The following is a 22108-nucleotide window of genomic DNA, read 5'->3' as shown; positions in this document are numbered from 1 at the left end:
CCAATCAGAAGATATGTCGGAAATTGTTGAAAAAACTAAACTCTTCGTTACCAATCTATTAACAGAAAAGCTAGATTCCAAGTTCTTGTACCACAACTTACGACATACCGAACGAGTTGTTAAAAGTACTAAAGAATTGATCAACTACTATGACCTTGGAGAGGTAGAAAATGAAAGATTGCTCGTTGCGGCATGGTTCCACGATGTAGGCCATGTGAACGGAATGGAAGAACACGAAGAAAAAGGATGTAAGATCGCAACCGATTTTCTTACGGATAACGGGGTGGATAACACTACTATAGAGGAAGTATGCTCCTTGATCATGGCCACCAAAATGTCCAAAGAGCCCGATAATTTAATGGAGAGCATAATTTGTGACGCGGATTTTTCGCATTTGGCAAAGAGAAGCTATTGGGAGACCACCGATTTTTTAAAAGACGAACTTGAGGAATTGGGTGTTGGCAAATATACCTCCAAGCAATGGAGGGACAAGAACATTAAAATGTTCCGAAATCATGTTTTTTATACGGATTATGCCAAGGAAAATTGGGAAGACGGAAAGCAAAAAAACCTAAAACAACTTCTTAAAGAAAAGAAAGACGAAAAGAAGATCGCCAAGAAAGAGGCCTTAAAGGCCAAATATAAAAGTGAAAGTCCTGACCGCAGTGTACAAACACTATATCGCGTAACCCTTCGCAACCACTTAAAACTTAGTGATATTGCAGATACCAAGGCCAACATTTTGCTATCTGTAAACGCCATCATAATTTCTTTGGTACTGGCCAATTTGTTCACCAAATTGGACAATCCTTCCAACTCCTACATGATCTACCCCACGTTTATATTGATTTTGTTCAGTGTAATTTCCATGGTCCTTTCCGTGTTGGCCACTAGGCCGAATATTACATCGGGCAAGTTCACCAAGGAAGATGTTGAGAAAAAAAGGGTAAATCTGTTGTTCTTTGGCAATTTCCATAAAATGGAGCTACAAGAATACGAATGGGCTTTAAAAGAATTGATCAAGGATAAGGATTATGTATACTCCTCTCTCACCAAAGACCTCTACTACTTGGGCGTGGTCCTAGATCGAAAATACAAGATTTTGCGCGTAACCTACAACATATTTATGCTGGGCATAATTATATCGGTACTTGCATTTGGAATCGCATTTAGGTTTTTTGGACCGGACAGATTGATTTTTTAGATCAAAGACTCAATTCGGCCATTAGGTCATCATACGTATAGGTCCTTTCCGATTTTTTATCCTTTTGATATAAAATCTCGGCCCTGATCGCCTTTAATCCAGATACACCCTGTACACCTTCGAGCTCAACAATTTCTATATTATTGGTAAAATAACCCTTGGCCTTTAAAAAGCTGATGTACCTTAGGTATTCCTTTTCGTCCTTACGTTGCGAATACACTATGGACAACTTTCCTTTTTGGGTAAGGCGCTCATTGGTCCCTTTGATATAGGATTTATCGATACGCTTTTTAATCACCTCGTACCTTGCATTATATGTACCGTCCACATCAAAACGCTTTTCGTCCATTCTAAAACGTATGGCCAAAGATGTACTGTACACCAATAATAGGGAGGCCACATCCAATTTTACCGGCAAATGGGGCTTTAGGGCGTAATATCTGTTTTCCATTTCGCACATTACCTGAAGTTGCCAAAGCCTTAGGTTGCTCAAGAACAACTCACTAAATTCCCTATCCTTGGCTATGGAACTTCCTATGTACATGTTATGCTCCACTCCATCGGTTTTGTATCGCTCAAAATAGTGTGGGAACATCTCCTGTGCTTCTTCCTGTTTTTTGTCCAGTAAAGCTGCCAGCTTCATGTTGGCCTCCATTACACTGTCATCATAATTTTTACGATGGTCGTAATAACTTTCGGTAGCTCTATCTATTTTCTCGTTGTATTTATCCAGAAGTACTTTTATCTCGGTGTCCTCTCCTTTTTGTAGGTGATTGAACACGGGGCACACTTCTTCTTTTACAAAATCAAAAACCGCTTGTTCCGTATGGGTAAACAAAGCTTCTTTAACCTCGCTCAAATAGTTGTTTACCCTGAACATTAATTCTTCGTAGATGGGAAGCTTGTATTTTTTGAAAGCAATTTCCAAAACATCGTTTATTTCGGAAAGCTGTATCATTAAATCCCTTTGAATCGCGAGATTTCTTTCTTTTGATGAATCCTTGATATCTATCTGGCCATACAACGGATACACGTTCTTGAAAACTATTTCCTTGAACACAGGTTCTTCGCCGGCCATTTCGGTGGCCATAAAGCGTTTGGCCTCTTCTTGGAACTTCCAATAGACCGACGGATGGACAGAGGTACACTCGTGTTGGATAACGGCATCTATCAAGTTTTCCTCCTCCTCAATGGTGCGCATCACTGCCGCAACAATATACGGCATAACATCATCCAATTTATTGGCATTCACGCTATTGAGCTCGTTTACTTTGCCTGACACCAGTTCCAGCACTCCTACCAGTTCCCCATTAACGGCAATTGGGGCCAAAATGGCACTTTTTATGCCTTGGTCCATTAAGTTTTTATACGGTTGGACTTTTCCTTCTGTCTTTTTAAAATATTTCTCTACGTTGGAAATTGCAAAATATTTATTCTCCTTAAACAGTTTTCCATGGGAATAGGTACAAAAAGATGAATCGCATTCCTCCATATCGTTTCCGTTAAGGATGTAGCTCTCCATACCTTTGCCGTAGATCTTGAAAAAGTGGTTCGCACTCGAATCATACCCTGCAAAACCTACTTTAATATCGTTCAGGTTAAAAAACGATCTAAAAGTATCTTCGAAGCTCTCCATAAAGGACTCCCTGTCCTTTTGGGTCTTTCCAATCAGGGTAGATTTTATTTCCGAAACCGAGTGCTCCGCGGTAACATCGAACATATTGGAAATAACAAATCCTTTGGCGATAAAACTATTGGGAGGAATTTTTTCTTTCCACAGATCCAGGTTATAAAAGTTGTCCAACAGCTCATCTACATCTTCCTGGGTAATTTCCTTGGCCTTTTCGGTGGGAGTAATTTCCATAAAGTCCGCGTTGTACAAAATTCGGTATCTGCGCATTACCCCATTGGTATCGGGGATATCGTAAAAGAAAGGACGTTTAAAATCCAAGTTGTACCCATAATAGAATTTGAGGATTACGGTACTTCTCATAATGTAACCGAACTCATTGGGTATATTGGTTATTTCTGGTTCAAAGTTCTCCCCGGCATCTTGTAATATCTGTCGAAATCGTTCAGAAGAATTGAACACAATATTTTCAAAAGGGGTCGAAGCCGTCTTGATCTCATTTTTGGTCAAGATGGGCGAAAAAGAATCTTCTAAGATCACCCTGATTACATCCTTGTGCTTGTCCAATAAGGACAAGTCCGTAAAACCTTCCCTTAAGATAGGGTACGGAGCCTGCACGTCCAATACATACTTTGCCCGTTCGGCCACATGCTCGTTGGGGCTATTTACCTGTTCATCATAGTGTTCCAATAATTTATTGAAACTAACTAGTTGAACCAAAGGACTTTCAGCATTGTAATCTTGCTTCATACGCAATTAGTCGAGGATTGTGATGCAAAGTTACAAAAAGTAACGATGCCCGTCCTTTTATCGATATCTTTATGGACAAATCACCATTTTTAAGGATATTTAGCAAAAAACATTTTCATGTCCTCTTCATCCCGGTTGAACCGTGCCTATAAAAATGCCAAGACCATTTGGTTCGGCGAGGAAGACAAGTTCATCTTTTTCAGCGATTGTCATCGCGGCGACAATAGCTTTGCCGATGATTTTGCCAATAACCGAAATATATACTTCCATGCCCTTAACCATTACTATCGCGAAGGTTTTTGTTATGTAGAATTGGGCGATGGTGACGAACTCTGGGAAAACCTGAGCTTTGATTCCATTTTTGAAGCGCACAAGAACGTGTATCAACTATTGCGAAGGTTCCATTTGGAGCAACGCTTGCACATGCTCTGGGGCAACCACGATATGGTGTACCGGGACCCCGAATACGTAGAAAAAAATCTCTCCCACTATTTTGAGCCCATTGATGGTTCGGACAAAGAACTTTTTGAGGGCATTACTTATCACGAAGCTTTGATCTTAAAACATAAGGATACGGAACAAGAGATCTTTTGTATCCACGGACACCAAGCGGATTGGTGGAACTATGTCTGTTGGCGTATTGGCCGCTTTTTGGTCAGGATCTTGTGGAAACCTCTCCAAGTTGTGGGCATTGCCGACCCAACAAGTCCCGCTAAAAATTACAAAGAGCTCATCCGAATCGAAAAACGAATCAAACGATGGATTCTCAGTAAAAACCTACTTGTTACATTGGCGGGGCACACACATCGGCCGCGATTTCCGGAACCTGGGCAAATACCCTTTTTTAACGATGGGAGCTGTGTTCACCCGAGGAGCATAACCGGCATCGAAATCGAAAACGGAACCATTTCACTGATTAAATGGCACATAGATACCAGACCAGATGGTACGCTTCAAATTGTGAGGGTATTATTGGAAGGTCCTGAAAAACTTAAAGATTATATAGAAAATTAGGTCCGCTCCGCCAACTTTTTGACCGCCATCACTAATTGATCTAGCTCTGCCGTTGTGGTGAATACATTGGGTGTTATCCTGCAACCGTGAACGTTTTCAAAATCTATGGCCACTGTCCAAATATTAAATTCATCCAATAGTATTTTGGCCATATCGCTTGGTTTTATATGTTTTAGGCCCACATTGGCAATTCCACAACTTCGGTGCGGTTCTATCGGGGTATTGATCACCACGTTCTCCACATGGCGCAATTGATCGCTCCAGTACCGTTGAAGATAGCGCATGCGTTCTTCCTTTCGTTCCAGGCCTATCATTTCCAGATAATCTACCGAATCGTTAATGGTAAGGTCGGTATGTACTGGATGTGTCCCAGTATGGTTAAGTCTTCTGATCTTGGTGTGGTCCTTCTCATGTTCCGCCAATAAAGGCCATATTTTGGGTATGTGTTTTTCTTTTACGTACAACATCCCTGCTCCTAGAGGGGTAGCAAGCCACTTATGCAAACTGGCCCCATAATAATCGCAGTCCAAATCCAAAATATCCACCTTAATGTGCCCCACACAATGGGCACCGTCCACCATTACCTCGACCCCGTGCGAATGTGCCATTTCGCAAATCTTTTTAATGGGCAATATCTGTCCGGTTACATTCACCATATGGCATACCATTAGCAATTTGGTCCTAGGCGTAATCTGGGATTCGTAAAGGGACACTATTTCCTCGTCGGATTCGGGATGATTGGGCAAGGATATTTTCTTGCATACTATTCCATAACGATTTTCCATCTGATGAAAATGAATCTGCATGGCACCATAATCCTGCACGGCAAAAACAGCTTCGTCCCCTTTTTTCCAAGGATACCCCCCAATGATCATATCGAGGGATTCTGTAGTGTTCCTGGTAATAATCAATTCTTTTTCCGAACAATTGACCAACTTGGCCACCCGAGCCGCTGCCTTATTTTTATTTTCCCATTGCACGGTTCTCATATAATACGATCCTTCAAAATTTACGTTTTGTACATGCTGGGTAAATTTTTCCAAAATAGGAGTAGGGATTATATTATAATATCCACTTTCCAAGTTAATGTAATCCGGCCTTAGCTTATAATCCTGTCTGATCCTCTCCCAAAAAGCCTCGGTATTTTTATCCGGGTAGGGCAATGTATTCTTATAATTGTTCTCCACGGTGAGCGGCAGTAATGGAGCTGCCATGGCCGCTTGTCCAATATGGCGCAAGAATTGTCGCTTTTTCATTCTGATGTTGGGTCGATTAAAAAAAGAATGGTACTTTTTGTTTTTACTTAGTTGTGTTAAGATACAATTTAAGCCGGCAAAATGGATGAGGTAAACGTTATTATTGATCAAATCCCCATAAAGCAAGATCTTATTATTTTGAGCATACCTTTACTACGTCCCCTATTTGGATAAAAAAAGAAATTAACATCAACCCTGCAGATTAACGATTTAACTCCATTTTATCATGTTCGTGGCAAGGTATTTGCTAAATTTATATTTGCATTATTACCTGTCTTGCCATGAAAAAGAGAGTTTTTGTTTTGTTGGGCACTGTGCTTTTGGCATTCCCTATGTTCGCCCAGGGCGATTTGCCTACCACCCGACCATTAAAGATTGGCGATAATAACAAACTCGATGTTAAGGCAAGCAACCAAGGTACTTTACTGCGAATACCCTCTGTACTGGACGAAAACCTTACTTCCAAAAATGAGAAACCGGGTGTAAAAATGCTCCCCGACAGACATTTATTGCAAGCAGGGCACGATATGGTGATCGATCCCAAAGTAATGGAAAAAAAGGAAAAAGGTGCAAACGAACATTTTGGCGACCAATACTTGGGCGATTTTAAAACTACAGCAAAATTTGTGGGCATTGTTGCCCGGGACCACGAGTATGTGGACGGGGACCGCATTAAAATTTATGTAAACGGCCAAGTGGCCGAATATAACCTATTGCTCGATGGTTCCTTTAAAGGAATCAACCTGGATTTGGTGAAAGGTTTTAACCGAATCGAATTTGAGGCCCTCAACCAAGGTTCTTCTGGACCCAATACGGCACAAGTGTTAGTTACCGATGATACAGGTGTGGTAATCCACAACAACCGATGGAACCTTTCCACAGGTTCTCGGGCCAGCTTGATCATTGTAAAGGAAGAAGATAGCACTGTAGAAAACGGCAACGACTAATATTGTCAATACTTTTCTCCCGGGGAATAGTTGGCCTTAGCTCGATTTAATACATCTTCCTTGTAAAATGCCGCGTCTTTAAATTCCATATCGGCATAGCGTTGTGCTTGATCATTAAAATGTGGCGAATCCGGGTCGCCACTTTGGCCACCGGCCAACATGGTCTTCGCTTTGACCTTTTCACCAAACTCCACTACTGCTACAAAACTATTGCCCCGGGTACCGTAGATTTTCTTTGTGTTGTTATCATAACGAGCTCCATATGCCGCCAAAGCGCCCCAACTACCACTGGCAAATCCAATGGGAATACTCGGTTTTTCGTCATCAAATGGTTGACGGATATCCCCGTTCAAACGTTGATATCGGTTTACCTCTCCCCAGGGTGTTTTCCATGAACCAAAATCATTTTTAAGCTTTTCCAACACTTGTTCGAACAGCACCAGCCTTCGCTCTGCGGACACCCATTCTTCATTGTTGTTAAATAATTCGAACTGCGAAGGGCGATTCTCCATTTTTCCGGTTATCGCTTCCCTCCAAAAAATTGTTCCATAAAAATGGGCCAAGGTCATGGCAATCGATTCTTTTGACGTTTTATAATCCCACTTTCGTAAAAGCTCAATGGGTTCTCTTAGTTCAGAAATCGGGTTTTGATCAAAGGCCTTCACCAAACCGGGAATCAAAGCTTTAAAAGCCGGCAGGTAGGGGTCGTGCGCAAGTTCGATTAGACTGTCCAAGGTATATCCGCTACCATCTGTCAACAGCTCGATGGCATGGATGCCCCTAAAGTTCTCTTGGTCCCTTGACATATATTTTGGGTAATCTTCACGGTTTGGACTATATTCCAAAGCCGAAGTGTATGGTGTAGAGTTACAGTTTTGAATCCAACCGTTCCCTGGGTTCAACACCAAGATATTTTCATCCACTGTATGCAATCCTTGCCAATCTGTTTTTGGATCACTACCGTCCACTGGCTCGGTATAATCAAAAATGGTATCGCGTTTGGGCACAAAGTTGCCATGAAAATAGGCAATATTGCCCTCGGCGTCGGCATACACAGTATTGTTGGATGAATTGGTTCGGATATCCATCATTTCCCTAAAACCATCGTATCCATTCTGTTTGGTTCTGATATAGGATTGCTCCAACGCTTTTACAGGTTCCCACATCATGGCCGAAGCTGTCCATTGTTTACCCACTTGATGGGTAATGGGACCATGGTGGGTTCGGTACATCGGAAAAGTCCTCTCTTTTAAGGTTTCCCCATCCTTATATTTTAGTGTTACGGAACTCGAATCAACCGGTCGCAATTCTTCCCCATATTGATAATATAGCTTACCATTATTTTTAACTATGGTTTCCTTGAATTCATCCATTACATCGGTATAGGTCGAGGTGTGCATCCAACCTGTTTTTTCATTGAATCCTTGATACACAAAAAACTGACCCCAGGTAACAGCACCATAGGCATTCAACCCTTCTTCGCTTACTACGTGCACCTCTCCCCTAAAATAAAATGAAGTATGCGGATTAATCAACAACATGGCGTTACCGGACTCGGTCAGGTCTCCTGCAATGGCTATGCCGTTGGACCCCTGTGGCTCGGCCATTTCCTCTTCTTTTTTGATTTGTAATGCTTCCATCTCCGGCAATTCCATGCCACTTTCGTAAAAACTTTTGATTTTACGGGTTGATATCCGCTCAATATCGCCACCAATGGAACCTTCACTAAAATACATGGGCATCCATGGCTCAAAACGAGTAAGCAACTTGGGTTTTACCTCTGGGTGAGTATGTAAATAATAATTGATTCCATCCGCAAAGGCGTCACAAAGTTCTTGTAACCACTCTGGACTGTTATTATAGTTTTCCTTTGCTTCTTCTTCGGTCATAAAAAGTCTGGCCCTAAGATCACTGTACAACGCATCTTCACCTTCGACTTCCGCCAAGCGACCCGTGGCCCAGATATAATTTTGTTCTACACGGTTAAAATCATCCTCGCATTGTGCATACAACAATCCAAAAACAGCGTCTGCATCTGTCTTTCCATAAACGTGGGGCACTCCAAAGTCATCTCGTATAATTGTAATATTTTCGGCTTGGGACTCCCATTCTTGAACCTCGGTCCTAGGTGGTTCTGCACAAGAAAAAAATAACATTAGCACTACAAGGATAGTAATTCTCATATCGGAAGAAGAGTTTAGTTAGTTTTGTGAAAATACATTAAATCAGCTACAATTACCAACTCCCACTGGCACCACCTCCACCAGAACTCCCGCCACCTCCGGAAAAACCGCCCGACGAACTACTCCCGGACCCAGAACCAAAGGAATGGGTTCCGGTGGACGAAAATGTCTTGCTCATATAATCCTTATCCGATTTAAAAAACGACACCTTTATTTCTTCATCGCCCTTTCTTTTGATCTTTACGATTACCAATGCAATTGTTGTCAGGACAAAAAGGATAAGTCCCCAAAATATCCAGGTTAAATCCTCCACCATGGCGTTCATTTGGTCTTCCAACCCAAAAAGCAAACCCATAAAAAAGAGGGGCATCCCCATAAATACCAAGCCAAAAATTACAGGCATTCCCATAAATATGGCCATAAAAACTCCACGGAAAATAGCTAATTTTCCAATGAACATACCTCTTAGGATTTCCAGAAATGTACTATAGCCTTTATAAAAAACAAATCCTCCTGCGGCCACAAAGACCATCAAAAACAAGCCAATAATCCCGTAAAGCCACCAGGGTGCTGCCTCCTCGGAATCCATTTCCTCCTTAAACTCTTCCAATGCCCCGGGATCTAAAAGAAACTTGATAATCTGGTCCGTTCCCAGGTCCAAACCTGAAAAATAGTCCTCTTCCTTAAATTTGGGGATCATGGTATTTCTAATAATCCTCGAGGCCACCGCATCGGTAATATATGATTCTAATCCATAGCCCACCTCTATCCTAACTTCCCTATCCAGTTTTGAAAAAAGAATCAGAATACCATTGTCCTTGCCCGCCTGCCCCAGCTTATTTTGGTTAAAGACATTGAGTGCATATTGCTCAATGGTCTCATTACCAAGCTCATTAATCGTAAAAATCACTAATTGATTGGTCGTCTCCGATTCAAATTGATAGAGTTTTGTGCGTAGCACATCGAGCTCGGATTCTGTAAAAATCTTGGCATTGTCCGTAACTATTTCGGTTAAAATAGGGACTTTTTTTTGAGCAGGGCTACTTATGGACAGTAGAAAAAGTAACCCGTATAATAATGTCCTTCCCATGTTTTTAATTACCAGAAGGACTAAAGATAAAGTTTTTGCTTTTTACTGGAACCTGGACTTTTAAGAGAAAGTTCCATTAGCCTTCTTCCGGTGCCAACTCCACTTCCAGTCCGTCCAAATCCTCTGTAATATGGATTTGACAGCCTAAACGGCTGTTGTCCTTCACAAAAAAGGCCTCGGCCAACATCGCCTCCTCATCATCTGTTTTTTCAGGAAGCTGGTGATCGGATTTCACATAGCACTGGCAAGAGGCACACATGGCCATTCCACCGCATATTCCTATGGTTCCCTCTGGAGCAAGTTCGTACGAACGCACAACTTCCATTAGGTTCATGTTCATATCTGTAGGGGCATCCACCTCGTGCAGTTTGCCGTCCCGGTCTACTATTTTTAATTTGATATCGCTCATACCTATTTAAAAACCATTACAGGTGGTTTTCTTAACGATTTAAATTTAATTTATTCTTAATCAATAGCTTTTACTACGGCTTTTGGTGCTTCTTTCTTGCTTCCGTCAAATCCCGTAACACCTCCTACGGTGGTATATTTCATTACATATTTTTTATCCGGAAATATTTTTTGATAGGCACTTTGGCACATTAAGGTAGCCTCGTGAAATCCACAAAGGATAAGTTTTAATTTGCCAGGATAGGTATTAACGTCCCCAATAGCATAAATTCCAGGAATATTTGTTTGATAATCGTAGGTATTGTCGACCTTTATCGCGTTTTTTTCGATTTCCAATCCCCAATTGGCAATTGGCCCCAACTTGGGCGAAAGTCCGAATAAAGGAATAAAAGTATCAACGTCAACTTCTATTTCTTCGGCGGTTCCGGTATTTTTTACCGTTACTCGCTCTAATTCATCTTCACCTTTTAAGGCAATTACTTCTGCGGGTGTAATCAGATTGATTTTTCCTTCGTTCTTGAGCTGCTGAACTTTCTCAACGGAATCCAATGCTCCCCTGAATTCATTTCTGCGGTGCACCAACGTAACCTCTTTGGCCACGTCTGCCAAAAAAATGGACCAATCCAACGCAGAGTCTCCTCCCCCGGCAATCAATACCTTTTTATCTCGATAGACCTCAGGTTCCTTGATCATGTAGGACACTCCATTGTCCTCATACTTGGTCAAGTTCTCCAATAACGGTTTTCTTGGTTCAAAGCTTCCCAGTCCGCCTGCAATGGCAACTATGGGCGCATGGTGTTTAGTTCCTTTATTGGTGGTAACGATAAAAGAGCCATCGTCTAATTTTTCGATGGTCTCGGCGCGTTCTCCCAAGGTGAATCCAGGTTGGAACGGTTTAATCTGTTCCATTAAATTGTCCACCAATTCCCCAGCGAGCACTTCTGGATATCCTGGGATGTCGTAAATGGGTTTTTTGGGGTATATCTCGGCACATTGCCCTCCAGGTTGTGGTAATGCATCTATTAAGTGACATTTGAGTTGTAACAGGCCTGCTTCAAAAACAGCAAAGAGACCCGTAGGTCCCGCTCCAATTATCAGAATATCGGTTTTGATCATAAACTAGGAATTTTGGCATGCAACTTACTACTTGCCCAAAAAAGGAATAATGATTTTTATCAGTTAGGTGATGTTGACCACTTTCTCAATCTGGGGAGCGTACTTTTTTATGGTCATTTCCACTCCACTCTTTAGGGTCATTTGATTTACACTGCAACCAATGCAATTTCCTTCCAATCGCACCGTAACAATATTGTCCTCAATGGAGACCAAAGTAATATCTCCGCCATCACTTTGTAAAAACGGACGTATTTCATCCAATGCTTTTACTACATTGCTTTTTGTTTCTTCTGATGTCATTGTTGCCATGCTCATTTCTTTTTAACGGCGGAACAACCGGCCATTGTTGTAATCTTAATTGCTTCGGTAGGGGGAAGATCGGTATTTCTTCTCACCATCTCCTGAACCACGTTCTTGGTCAGTTCCTCAAAGGCTTCTTCGGTAGGGGTCGCGGTCTGTAAAGCAGCCGGCCTTCCCACATCTCCGGCCTCCCTGATGCTCTGCACCAACGGAATCTCTCCCAAGAACGGTACATTTAGATCTTCCGAAAGGTTTTTTGCTCCGTTCTCACCAAATATGTGATACTTGTTGTCCGGTAGTTCAGCAGGTGTAAAATACGCCATATTCTCCACGATTCCCAACACGGGCACATTTATCGCTTCTTGCTGAAACATGGCCACACCTTTTCTGGCATCGGCCAATGCTATTTCTTGCGGGGTACTTACCACTACTGCCCCGGTTACCGGTAGGGATTGCATAATGCTTAAATGGATATCTCCCGTTCCTGGAGGCAAATCCAATAACAAGAAGTCTAACTCTCCCCAATGCGCATCAAAAATCATTTGGTTCAATGCTTTTGCTGCCATAGGCCCCCTCCAAATCACAGCTTGGTTGGGTTCTGTAAAAAATCCGATGGAAAGTAGCTTTACGCCATAATTTTCGATAGGCTTCATTTTAGCCTTGCCCTCCACATTTATGGACAAAGGTTTCTCCGTGGCCACATCGAACATAATGGGCATGGACGGGCCGTAGATATCGGTATCCAGCAATCCCACCTTAAAGCCCATTTTGGCCAAGGTTACGGCCAAATTGGCAGTTACGGTCGATTTTCCAACACCTCCCTTACCAGATGCAACAGCTATAATATTCTGAATTCCCGGAATGGGATTTCCTTTTATCTGATTCACTTTCGGTTTTGCAGGGGCATCAACCTTTAGGTTGACCTTGATCTTCGCCTTTTCATAAACTTCACTATGGATGATTTTCAAAATCTCCACTTCGGTCTTCTTCTTAGCCTGAAGACTAGGATTCTTTATGGTCACATCCACTTCTACCTCATCACCGAATACCTGAACATTCTTCACCGAACCGCTCTCGACCAAATTTTGGCCTTCGCCCGGGGCGGATATTTTTTCCAATGCTCTTAGAATGTCTGCTTTTTTCAACTTCATGAAACCTAATAATTTATTGACCAATTGTTTGAACTGGTTCTAAACTACAAAGATACGGTGTTGGGGTTAGATTAAGAAGTAGTACTGTTGAATTTCAAAATAAATGGGTTTTTACTTTTTACATACTGGCAACAACGCGATCCCTTCATAAAAAAGATAGATTATTATGTGCATTTTTCCGAAAATCTGTAGCTTAGAAGCAATTATCCAACTAACTCGACCAACATGCTACCAAAAAACAAAGTTACCCTGTTCGCCCTTTTGGTTATTTCTCTGTTTTGGATCTCTTGCTCAACCCATAAAAATTCCTTCACCAAACGAGACGTAAAGAAATCCGAGAAATTGATCGGACTGAAGTTCCCCGATAGAGCGATCGACACACTTTACCCCTATCTTAAAAGAAATCGAAGCGGGTTCGATTCCTTGCGCAAATATTCTTTGGGCAACGATGTATTTCCTGCCGTGCGCTTTGACCCCACTCCTTTTGATTTTACCATGCCAAAGCAGCAAAATGGCAGCCAATGGATTATTCCCGACAATGTAGAAATCCCTAAACCTTATGATCTGCTGGCCTTTTACACTATTCCTCAATTGGCCTCATTGATCAAAAATCAGAAAATAACTTCTACCGAGCTCACCACATTTTTTTTGGAGCGATTAAAAAAGTATCAACCTGCTTTACAATGTACCATCAGCATTACTGAAAGTTTGGCGCTTGAACAGGCCAAAAAAGCTGACGAAGAAATAAAAAATGGCAAGTATAGGGGCATCCTGCACGGCATCCCTTATGGAACCAAAGATTTAATGTCCGTTCCCGGTTACCCTACCACATGGGGAGCAGCACCCTATAAGAATCAAATTATTGATGAGACCGCCACCGTAATTCAAAAACTTGAGGATGCCGGAGCCATTTTAGTGGCCAAACTTGTATCCGGAGCTTTGGCCCGTGGCGATGTTTGGTTCGATGGCAAAACAAAAAATCCTTGGGACACTACCCAAGGAGCCAGTGGGTCTTCAGCAGGGTCAGGTTCTGCTACATCTGCTGGGCTTGTTCCTTTTGCCTTGGGCACGGAAACTTTGGGCTCCATTACCTCCCCGAGCACACGGAATGGGGTCACAGGCCTGCGCCCTACATACGGCAGGGTGAGCCGGCATGGTGTTATGAGCCTAAGCTGGTCAATGGACAAAGTTGGGCCTTTGGGAAGAAATGCCGAAGATTGCGCAATTGTTTTTGAAGCGATTCAAGGAAAAGACAAAAATGACCTGACCACCATAGACCTGCCCTTTGGTGTGGATTGGAAAAGAGACATCAAAAGTTTGAGGGTGGCCTATTTAATAAAAGATATTGAAAAAGATACTACTGATTCTGGCGACAATTTAAGAAACGCCTTAAAATCGCTAAAGGATCTTGGTATTGAACCCACCGCTGTGGAAATGCCCAAGGATATTCCTTATCGAGGATTCGATATTATTCTGAGGGCAGAAGCCGGTGCTTTTTTTGATGAACTTGTACGTTCTGGAGGAGTGGACACTATGGTTGAACAGGACCGACGATCACGCGCCAATTCCCTGAGGCAAAGCAGGTTTATCCCTGCTGTGGAGTACATTCAGGCCAACAGGCAAAGACAGGTGCTTATCCAAAAAATGCAGGATTTAATGAAGAATTACGACGTTTTGATTTCCCCTTCATTTGGAAACGATCAACTTTTGGCTACAAATTTAACAGGGCACCCTGTAATTGCAGTGCCAACCGGATTGGATAAAAAAAATCATCCTACCAGTATGACCTTCGTGGGGAACTTGTACGATGAGGAAAGTATTCTATTATTGGCAAAAGCTTTTCAGGACAACACTTCGTTTGATGAAATGCACCCCCCGGGATATTGATCATAATTCCACTACGGGATCCCAAAAGTATTTCTGAAAATCGACAACTTGGTTGTCCTTGACCGAGATGCCCTCGTTTTCCAGCAATTGTTGCATCATATTACTTCCATCAAAATGGTGCTTGCCCGTTAATATGCCCGCTCGGTTGACCACCCGATGCGCTGGAACATCTTTAGTATGGGAATTGTTCATGGCCCAACCTACCATTCTGGCACTACGGGCAGCTCCCAAATATTTGGCTATGGCCCCATATGATGTCACCCTGCCATAAGGTATCTGTTTGGCTACTTCGTAAACTTTGTCAAAGAAGCTTATTTCCTCCATACTAGCGGTACATAATACGAATTAGGGTAATGATCAACAATAAGAGCATTAGGGCACTCAAAATATAATTGGAATTTTTGGAAAAACGGTTGGTCTTTGTTTCCATTTTATCAAAATAAAAAGTATACAGATATAGTACAGAAAATGTACCTGCGCCCGCCGCTACAACAAAGGTGGTAATGTCCTCGGCCTTGAACTTTATCCAACCCGCCTCGTTCCACATGGCATTTAAACCACTATAATAGGGAATGGTCAACAAATTAAGGGCCGCCAAGAGAACGCCCTTAAAAAAACTATTCTTTTTACTTAGATTTACTTCCTTTATGCCCTGCTGGGATTTGGTCTTGTTCCGTTTAGCCATCACAAAAAAGTAAATGGCAAAAAAGGCAAAGACCGCAACGGCAATTTTAAAAAGAATATCGATCACCTGCGGATTGCGGTACAGAAATTTTGATATGTACACTGCAATATAGGCCTGAACCATAATGGTGCTGGATACACCCAAACTGAAAATAACCCCATTGAGCTTTCCTTTTTCCACACTCACTTTAGCTGCATTCATATTCAGCAAGCCCGGGGGTACGGTAGCCATAAAGGCCGCCGAAAATGTGGCAAAAAAGAGGATGAGTACGTGGGTCATTGATCAGTTGATCCTAAATTGGATATATGTGATTGGTTTTCCGTCTTCAAGATACTGATTTTCGTAGAAAGTCTGAATTTCCAGAACTTCGGATGGTGCTCCTTCATTTTTATACACATCGTGGTTGGCATAGAGTATTTCGTGGCCCAAGCCCTGTAATAGGCCAAGAGTATACCCGTGCATGTACTCGCTGTCGGTTTTAAGATTAATTACCCCTCCCGGCTTCAGTATTTTTTTATAGCGTTCCAGAAACACAGGGTTTGTCATCCTATGCTTTGTTCGCTTGTACTTGATCTGTGGGTCGGGGAACGTAATCCAGATTTCGCTCACTTCTCCTTCGTCGAACAAATGGTCCACCAACTCAATCTGTGTACGCAAAAAGGCCACGTTACCCAGATTTTGCTCAATGGCTGTTTTGGCACCACGCCAAAATCGCGCTCCTTTAATATCGATGCCAATGTAATTCCTGTCAGGGTCCATTTGGGCAAGACCTATAGTGTATTCCCCTTTTCCACAACCCAGCTCCAAAACTATGGGATTGTTGTTGCCGAAAAAGGAGGCCCATTGGCCCTTATGCTTAAACCCGGACAAAACATCTTCTCGTGTGGGCTGCACCACATTGGCAAATGTTTCGTTCTCCTTGAACCTCTTGAGTTTATTTTTACTTCCCACTTTGGTATCGAATTGCGCAAAAAATTAATGATTTGGCAAAACTAAGGAAATCTAAAAGCAATTCGCATTTTGTTTTTTTGTTGTTATGAATTCTTCCAAACGCATTCTGGTCGCTCCATTAAATTGGGGTCTGGGACATGCCACGAGATGCATACCTATTATTCATGAGCTATTAAAGCACGGACATCAACCTTTTATTGCTTCGGACGGCGTTGCCTTGGCACTCCTTAAAAAGGAGTTTCCCCATTTACCGGTTTTTGAGTTGCCATCTTACAAAATATCTTATGCGGAAAAAGGAAAGCATTTTAAGATAAAAATGATCTGGGATTCCCCCAAAGTGCTTAAAGCAATGGCCAAGGAAAAGAAAGCGGTAAAACGCTTGGTAAAAGAGTATGGGCTGGATGGCATTATTTCCGACAATCGTCTTGGTGCTTATTACAAAAAAGTGCCTTGCGTCTTTATTACTCACCAGCTCAATGTACTCTCGGGGAATACAACATGGATGAGCTCCAAGGCCCATCAAAAAATCATTAAAAAGTTTGATGAATGCTGGGTGCCCGATGTAAAGGGAAAACCTAATTTAACCGGAAAGTTGGGGCATTTAAAAAAGACGAAACTGAATATTGCATATTTGGGCCCATTAAGCCGATTTAAAAAAAAGGAACTCCCCATTATCTACGATTTAATGGTCCTGCTCTCCGGTCCCGAACCACAACGCACCCTTTTGGAAGAAAAGTTACTCAAGGAGCTAAATGGGTTCAAGGGCCATATCCTATTTGTGAAAGGTAAGATCGAAGAGGAACAGACATCCGTAGAAATACGTTCGTCCCATGGAAAAATAACCTTATTCAACTTTATGAAATCGGATGAGCTGGAGAATGCGCTGAACCAAAGCAAAAAGGCACTTTGCCGATCTGGGTACACTACGGTCATGGATTTGGCAAAATTGGAGAAAAAAGCATTTTTTATTCCAACACCGGGCCAGTACGAGCAGGAATATTTGGCGAAACGTATGCAAAAACAAGGCTTGGTCCCCTTTAGCACCCAAGAAGACTTCATTTTGGACGACCTATCCAAAGTGGTCGATTATAAAGGGCTGAATCAGTTTGAACCGATGGTGGATTTTTCTTCTTTGTTCGGTGTTTTTGTCGCTGCGGAAGTTTTTTCCAAGGTGAATGAAAACTCGGAACCGACATCCACTTCGCTCTCCACATAGATTTTCTCACCATGGGCCTCCACAATATGCTTTACTATGGCCAATCCGAGACCGGACCCTCCTTCCGAACGGCTTCCACTTTGATCTACACGATAAAAACGTTCGAATAAACGAGGTATATGCTGTTTTGGGATTCCGGCACCATTGTCCGTCACCCTTACGATAACCTTGTTCTTGATCAAATCTTCCACACTTACCTCGGCCGTTCCTTTGGGCAATCCATATTTAATGGCATTGACCAACAAATTGCTCATTACCTGTTGTATTTTCTCCTTATCCCCATTCACGTAAATGGGATTGGGATAATTCATATCAAAGGTTAAGGACACCTCTTTTTTGGCCGCCCTCATTTCCAAGAGGTCGAACGTATTTTGAATAAGCTCTATAATATCAAAATCCTCTCGCTCCAGTTTAAGTTCTCCAGCTTCGAGCTTGGTGATCAAATCGAGGTCTTTTACTATGTAAATAAGCCGTTCAACCCCTTTGTTGGCACGTTGTAGATACTTTTTACGAAGTTTCTTGTCGTTCATTGCCCCATCGAGCAAGGTCAGAATATAGCCTTGTACTGTAAAAAGTGGTGTTTTTAGTTCGTGGGAAACATTGCCTAAAAAATCTTTTCGGTACTCTTCCCTAATTTTAAGGGTGTCGATCTCAATCTTCTTTCCTTCGGCAAATTTTTCGATTTCTTGGACCAAGGTCCTCATATCGGTGGTAACCGGTTTGGAAGAAAAGGTAGACGACTCAAGTAGCGACACATCATCGTATATTTTTTTTATTCTACGATAGATAAAACGTTCCACCCTGATCTGGATAATGGTAAAGCAAATGATAAAACTTATAAAAGCAAACAGCACTACATTTGGCCAGGGCATATCCCCGAAATCGTTATGGAATGCAACAAAAAGGACCGTAATCAAAAAAGTTATGACAAGGGAAGACCTTAAAGCAAATTTATATGACTTTTTAAGCTTTATAGCCATTAGAGTACAAACTTATACCCCACACCTTTTACGGTCTTAAAGTGATCGTCGCCGATTTTTTCGCGTAGTTTTCTAATATGTACATCTATGGTGCGCCCTCCCACAACTACCTCGTTGCCCCAAACTTTATCCAAAATAACCTCGCGCTTAAACACTTTGTTGGGTTTGGAGGTAAGTAGGGAGAGTAGTTCAAATTCCTTTCTTGGCAGTACCATTTCCTCTCCAGCATTCACAATTTTATATTCTTCCCTATTGATGACGATATCACCGACCTTAACTATATCCTCTACTTCTTTTTTCTCGTCCTTTAACCTTCTTAACAAAGCTTTTACCTTGCTTACCAATACTTTGGGCTTTATGGGCTTGGTAATGTAATCGTCGGCTCCGGCATCAAAACCGGCCATTTGGGAGTAGTCCTCGCCACGAGCTGTAAGGAATGTAATTATGGTATTGTCCAGACCGGGGGTACTTCGGATAACTTCGCATGCTTCAATACCATCCATCTCTGGCATCATCACATCCATAATGATCAGATGCGGGTTTTTCCTTTTGGCCTTGGCCACGCCCTCGACGCCGTTTTTTGCGGTAAAGACCTCATATCCTTCGGCCGAAAGGTTATACCCAATAATTTCCAATATATCGGGCTCATCGTCAACCAATAGAATCTTAATATCCTTGTTGTTCATGGGTTGGTATTTCTGTGTTAAACGCTCAAATGTAAAGATAATACACTTACGGGATAAATGCTTAACGTTCATTTAATCTGGTAACCTTATTGTAACATAACTGAAATAAACACTTAACATACCTCTAACACGGCTTTTACACCCTCCCTGTTTCTTTGCAGCGATGAACAAATGGTTGAAATCGACCAAATTTAATTTAAACGAAAAAACAACTTTAAAGATTATGAAAAAATTCATTTTTTCTTTGTTGACCATTGCTTCCTTTGCGGTAAGCTCTTGTAGCAGCGATGACAATGGTGGTGGTACAGACCCAACAGATGATGATCCGCCTGTTACGAGCGAAGAAATAACCAAGACTGGGTTTATAACTGCAGATGAAACTTGGGAAGCTGAAAACGTTTATATTTTGGATGGAAAAGTAATCGTTGCTGACGGTGTAACTCTAACTATTGAAGCTGGTACAATTATTAAAGGCGAGGAAGGACAAGAAACTCTTGCTTCCGCTCTTGTAGTTGACCAAGGCGGTACTTTAATTGCCGAAGGTACTCCAAGCTCTCCGATTATCTTTACCTCTGTACTTGACGGTATTGAGCCCGGAGAAACCACAGGAACATTGACTACAGCTGATACCGGTCTATGGGGCGGTGTTATAGTTTTAGGTAAAGCGCCTATCTCCGTTAACGGTGATATCGAGACTGCTCAGATTGAAGGGCTTCCTGCCGATGAAGATTACGGACAGTACGGTGGTACCGACCCAGCGGACGACTCTGGATCTTTAAAGTACATCTCTATCCGTCACGGTGGTGTTGCCATCGCTGCTGATAACGAGATCAATGGATTGACACTTGGTGGTGTTGGTTCCGGTACAACTATTGACCATATTGAGATCGTGGCCAACCAAGATGACGGTATCGAGTGGTTCGGTGGAACTGTGAGCGTAACCAACGCTTTGGTATGGTCCCAAGGTGACGACGGTTTTGATGCAGACCAAGCTTGGACTGGCTCCATGACCAATGGTGTGGTTGTTATGTCCACAGAGTCCGGTTCTGCTTTAGAATTAGACGGGCCAGAAGGCAGTGCCGCTACTGAAGGTGGTTATACTTTTGAAGATATTACGCTCATCGGAGCTGGTACTTCCAGCATGTATGCCGATCTTAGAGATGGTCTTATTGCAAACTTGAACAACATTTTTGCGTATGACTTTGGAGCTGCAGCAACTGTAAATATTAATGGAGCTGATTCAGCTACTGAACTTACCAACGATAGAATTACTTTCTCTAACTGGGAAATCGTATTGCCAGAAGGTGTGGTTATGGCCGATATCTTTGCCGGTGATTTTGCAGAAGGTGATGAAAGTAAATTTTTGGACAATGCCACTGCTGTAGGTAGTGGAAGTGTAGGTGCCAATATCGATGCTTTCTCATGGACATTGGCCGCTTCTGAAAGCGCTATTCCTGCAGAGCCTCTAGGCACAACAATCACAAAAACTGGTTTCTTGACTGTCGATGAAACTTGGACAGCAGAGAACATATATGTTTTGGATGGAAAAGTAATCGTGAGTGATGGTGTTACCTTGACCATTGAACCAGGTACAATCATTAAGGGGGCCGAAGGACAAGAAACCCTAGCTTCTGCACTTGTAGTTGACCAAGGTGGTATATTGATGGCAGAAGGTACTGCTGAAAGTCCAATTATCTTTACCTCTGTACTTGACGGTATTGAGCAAGGACAAACAACCGGCACATTGACTACCGCAGATACCGGTCTTTGGGGCGGTGTTATTGTTTTGGGTAAAGCGCCTATTTCCGTTAATGGCGATATAGAGACAGCTCAAATTGAAGGACTTCCTGCTGATGAAGATTATGGACAATATGGTGGTACCGACCCAGAAGACTATTCCGGTTCTTTAAAGTACATCTCCATCCGTCACGGTGGTGTTGCCATAGCTGCTGACAACGAAATCAATGGATTGACACTTGGTGGTGTAGGTTCCGAAACGATGGTTGACCACATAGAGATCGTTGCCAATCAAGATGATGGTATCGAGTGGTTCGGTGGATCTGTGAATGTAACCAATGCTTTGGTATGGTCTCAAGGTGATGACGGATTCGATGCAGACCAAGCTTGGACTGGAACATTGACCAACGGATTGGTAATCATGGGGTCAGAGTCCGGTACTGGTCTTGAACTTGATGGTCCTGAAGGTAGTGTTGCCACAGAAGGTGGTTACACACTTGAAGACATTACGCTTATAGGCGCTGGCACTTCTAGTATGTATGCCGACCTTAGAGATGGCCTTATTGCTGACCTTAACAATGTATTGGCCTACGGCTTTGGAGCAAGTGCTACAGTTAATGTTAATGGTGCAGATTCCGCTACGGAACTCACAAACGATAGAATCGCTTTCTCCAATTGGGAAATCGTATTGCCAGAAGGTGTTCTTTTAGCAGATATAATAGCTGGTGACTTGGCTCCTGCAGATGCAGTGAAATTTACAAACAACGCTGCAAGCATAGCTACTTCCGGCGATGCAACTGTTGGAGCGGATACTTCAGTATTTGCTTGGACATTTGCATCTAGCGAAGAAGCTTTCTAAGCCTAGATAACATACTAAAAAATTAATGTCCAAAGGTTCTTTTCCAAGGCCTTTGGAC

Annotated in this window: 19 protein-coding genes; 6 read left to right on the top strand and 13 right to left on the bottom strand. The window is 42.4% G+C overall.

Annotation, left to right across the window (positions count from 1 at the left end; translation table 11 throughout):
• Positions 1 to 13: 13 nt before the first annotated feature.
• Positions 14 to 1204 carry a Pycsar system effector family protein gene (locus tag ACXAFK_RS03440; RefSeq protein WP_252080735.1) on the top strand — a complete coding sequence of 397 codons (1191 nt, stop codon included), beginning with the start codon at positions 14 to 16 and terminating at the stop codon, positions 1202 to 1204.
• A gap of 1 nt (position 1205) precedes the next feature.
• Here ACXAFK_RS03440 and ACXAFK_RS03435 read toward each other — a convergent pair whose 3' ends face one another.
• Positions 1206 to 3584 carry a GAF domain-containing protein gene (locus ACXAFK_RS03435; RefSeq protein WP_474956805.1) on the bottom strand — a complete coding sequence of 793 codons (2379 nt, stop codon included), beginning with the start codon at positions 3582 to 3584 and terminating at the stop codon, positions 1206 to 1208.
• Between the two features lie 117 nt (positions 3585 to 3701).
• On the opposite strand from ACXAFK_RS03435, the gene ACXAFK_RS03430 reads away from it, so the two are divergent.
• The gene (locus ACXAFK_RS03430) at positions 3702 to 4598 is read left to right on the top strand and encodes a metallophosphoesterase (protein WP_224836285.1); all 897 of its coding nucleotides are present in this window, start codon (positions 3702 to 3704) and stop codon (positions 4596 to 4598) included.
• On the opposite strand, the gene ACXAFK_RS03425 is transcribed toward ACXAFK_RS03430, so the two are convergent.
• Positions 4595 to 5854, bottom strand: a complete 1260-nt coding sequence (locus ACXAFK_RS03425) for an aminotransferase class V-fold PLP-dependent enzyme (protein ID WP_474956804.1) — start codon at positions 5852 to 5854, stop codon at positions 4595 to 4597. The two genes, ACXAFK_RS03430 and ACXAFK_RS03425, sit on opposite strands and share 4 nt — an antisense overlap.
• Positions 5855 to 6135: 281 nt before the next feature.
• Between ACXAFK_RS03425 and ACXAFK_RS03420 the strand changes: the two genes are divergently transcribed.
• On the top strand, positions 6136 to 6801 hold the full coding sequence (locus ACXAFK_RS03420; protein WP_474956803.1) for a hypothetical protein: 666 nt from the start codon (positions 6136 to 6138) through the stop codon (positions 6799 to 6801).
• Positions 6802 to 6806: 5 nt separating this feature from the next.
• Here the strand turns inward: ACXAFK_RS03420 and ACXAFK_RS03415 are convergent, their stop codons facing one another.
• The 6 genes from ACXAFK_RS03415 to ACXAFK_RS03390 all read right to left on the bottom strand — a co-directional run bounded on the left by ACXAFK_RS03415 (position 6807) and on the right by ACXAFK_RS03390 (position 13049).
• Positions 6807 to 8984 carry an acylase gene (locus tag ACXAFK_RS03415; RefSeq protein WP_474956802.1) on the bottom strand — a complete coding sequence of 726 codons (2178 nt, stop codon included), beginning with the start codon at positions 8982 to 8984 and terminating at the stop codon, positions 6807 to 6809.
• A 52-nt stretch (positions 8985 to 9036) separates the two neighbouring features.
• Positions 9037 to 10074: a TPM domain-containing protein gene (locus ACXAFK_RS03410; RefSeq protein WP_474956801.1), complete on the bottom strand. Its 1038-nt coding sequence runs from the start codon at positions 10072 to 10074 to the stop codon at positions 9037 to 9039.
• A gap of 76 nt (positions 10075 to 10150) precedes the next feature.
• Positions 10151 to 10483, bottom strand: coding sequence for a 2Fe-2S iron-sulfur cluster-binding family protein (locus tag ACXAFK_RS03405; RefSeq protein WP_224836280.1), 333 nt, complete (start codon positions 10481 to 10483; stop codon positions 10151 to 10153).
• Between the two features lie 56 nt (positions 10484 to 10539).
• Positions 10540 to 11598 (bottom strand): NAD(P)/FAD-dependent oxidoreductase, encoded by a 1059-nt coding sequence (locus ACXAFK_RS03400; RefSeq protein WP_369885703.1) that lies wholly within the window; start codon positions 11596 to 11598, stop codon positions 10540 to 10542.
• A 63-nt stretch (positions 11599 to 11661) separates the two neighbouring features.
• Positions 11662 to 11898 (bottom strand): NifU family protein, encoded by a 237-nt coding sequence (locus ACXAFK_RS03395; protein WP_293299146.1) that lies wholly within the window; start codon positions 11896 to 11898, stop codon positions 11662 to 11664.
• Positions 11899 to 11909: 11 nt separating this feature from the next.
• A complete protein-coding gene (locus ACXAFK_RS03390; protein WP_252080741.1) occupies positions 11910 to 13049 on the bottom strand; it encodes an Mrp/NBP35 family ATP-binding protein in 1140 nt (379 codons plus the stop codon).
• Positions 13050 to 13274: 225 nt separating this feature from the next.
• Between ACXAFK_RS03390 and ACXAFK_RS03385 the strand changes: the two genes are divergently transcribed.
• The gene (locus ACXAFK_RS03385; protein WP_474956800.1) at positions 13275 to 14936 is read left to right on the top strand and encodes an amidase; all 1662 of its coding nucleotides are present in this window, start codon (positions 13275 to 13277) and stop codon (positions 14934 to 14936) included.
• On the opposite strand, the gene ACXAFK_RS03380 is transcribed toward ACXAFK_RS03385, so the two are convergent.
• The 3 genes from ACXAFK_RS03380 to trmB are packed head-to-tail and all read right to left on the bottom strand — an operon-like array spanning position 14937 to position 16572.
• Positions 14937 to 15260 (bottom strand): MGMT family protein, encoded by a 324-nt coding sequence (locus tag ACXAFK_RS03380; RefSeq protein ID WP_474956799.1) that lies wholly within the window; start codon positions 15258 to 15260, stop codon positions 14937 to 14939.
• Between the two features lies 1 nt (position 15261).
• A complete protein-coding gene (locus ACXAFK_RS03375) occupies positions 15262 to 15900 on the bottom strand; it encodes a LysE family transporter (protein WP_224836275.1) in 639 nt (212 codons plus the stop codon).
• A gap of 3 nt (positions 15901 to 15903) precedes the next feature.
• Positions 15904 to 16572 (bottom strand): tRNA (guanosine(46)-N7)-methyltransferase TrmB, encoded by a 669-nt coding sequence (gene trmB, locus ACXAFK_RS03370; protein WP_474956798.1) that lies wholly within the window; start codon positions 16570 to 16572, stop codon positions 15904 to 15906.
• 85 nt (positions 16573 to 16657) lie between these two features.
• Here trmB and ACXAFK_RS03365 point away from each other — a divergent pair, with 85 nt between their 5' ends.
• The gene (locus ACXAFK_RS03365) at positions 16658 to 17788 is read left to right on the top strand and encodes a glycosyltransferase family protein (RefSeq protein WP_474956797.1); all 1131 of its coding nucleotides are present in this window, start codon (positions 16658 to 16660) and stop codon (positions 17786 to 17788) included.
• On the opposite strand, the gene ACXAFK_RS03360 is transcribed toward ACXAFK_RS03365, so the two are convergent.
• Together ACXAFK_RS03360 and ACXAFK_RS03355 are read right to left on the bottom strand one after the other, a co-directional pair.
• Positions 17674 to 18768, bottom strand: a complete 1095-nt coding sequence (locus ACXAFK_RS03360) for a sensor histidine kinase (protein WP_293298801.1) — start codon at positions 18766 to 18768, stop codon at positions 17674 to 17676. The genes ACXAFK_RS03365 and ACXAFK_RS03360 overlap by 115 nt on opposite strands.
• Positions 18768 to 19454, bottom strand: coding sequence for a response regulator transcription factor (locus tag ACXAFK_RS03355; protein WP_474956796.1), 687 nt, complete (start codon positions 19452 to 19454; stop codon positions 18768 to 18770). Before ACXAFK_RS03355 ends, ACXAFK_RS03360 begins: the two co-directional genes overlap by 1 nt.
• A 223-nt stretch (positions 19455 to 19677) precedes the next feature.
• Between ACXAFK_RS03355 and ACXAFK_RS03350 the strand changes: the two genes are divergently transcribed.
• On the top strand, positions 19678 to 22050 hold the full coding sequence (locus ACXAFK_RS03350; protein WP_474956795.1) for a hypothetical protein: 2373 nt from the start codon (positions 19678 to 19680) through the stop codon (positions 22048 to 22050).
• Positions 22051 to 22108: the final 58 nt, after the last annotated feature.

It is taken from the genome of Flagellimonas sp. ABD4_174 (assembly GCF_056160185.1).
Note: the sequence above shows the minus strand (reverse complement) of the source record. Positions and strands in the feature narration are given on the sequence as shown.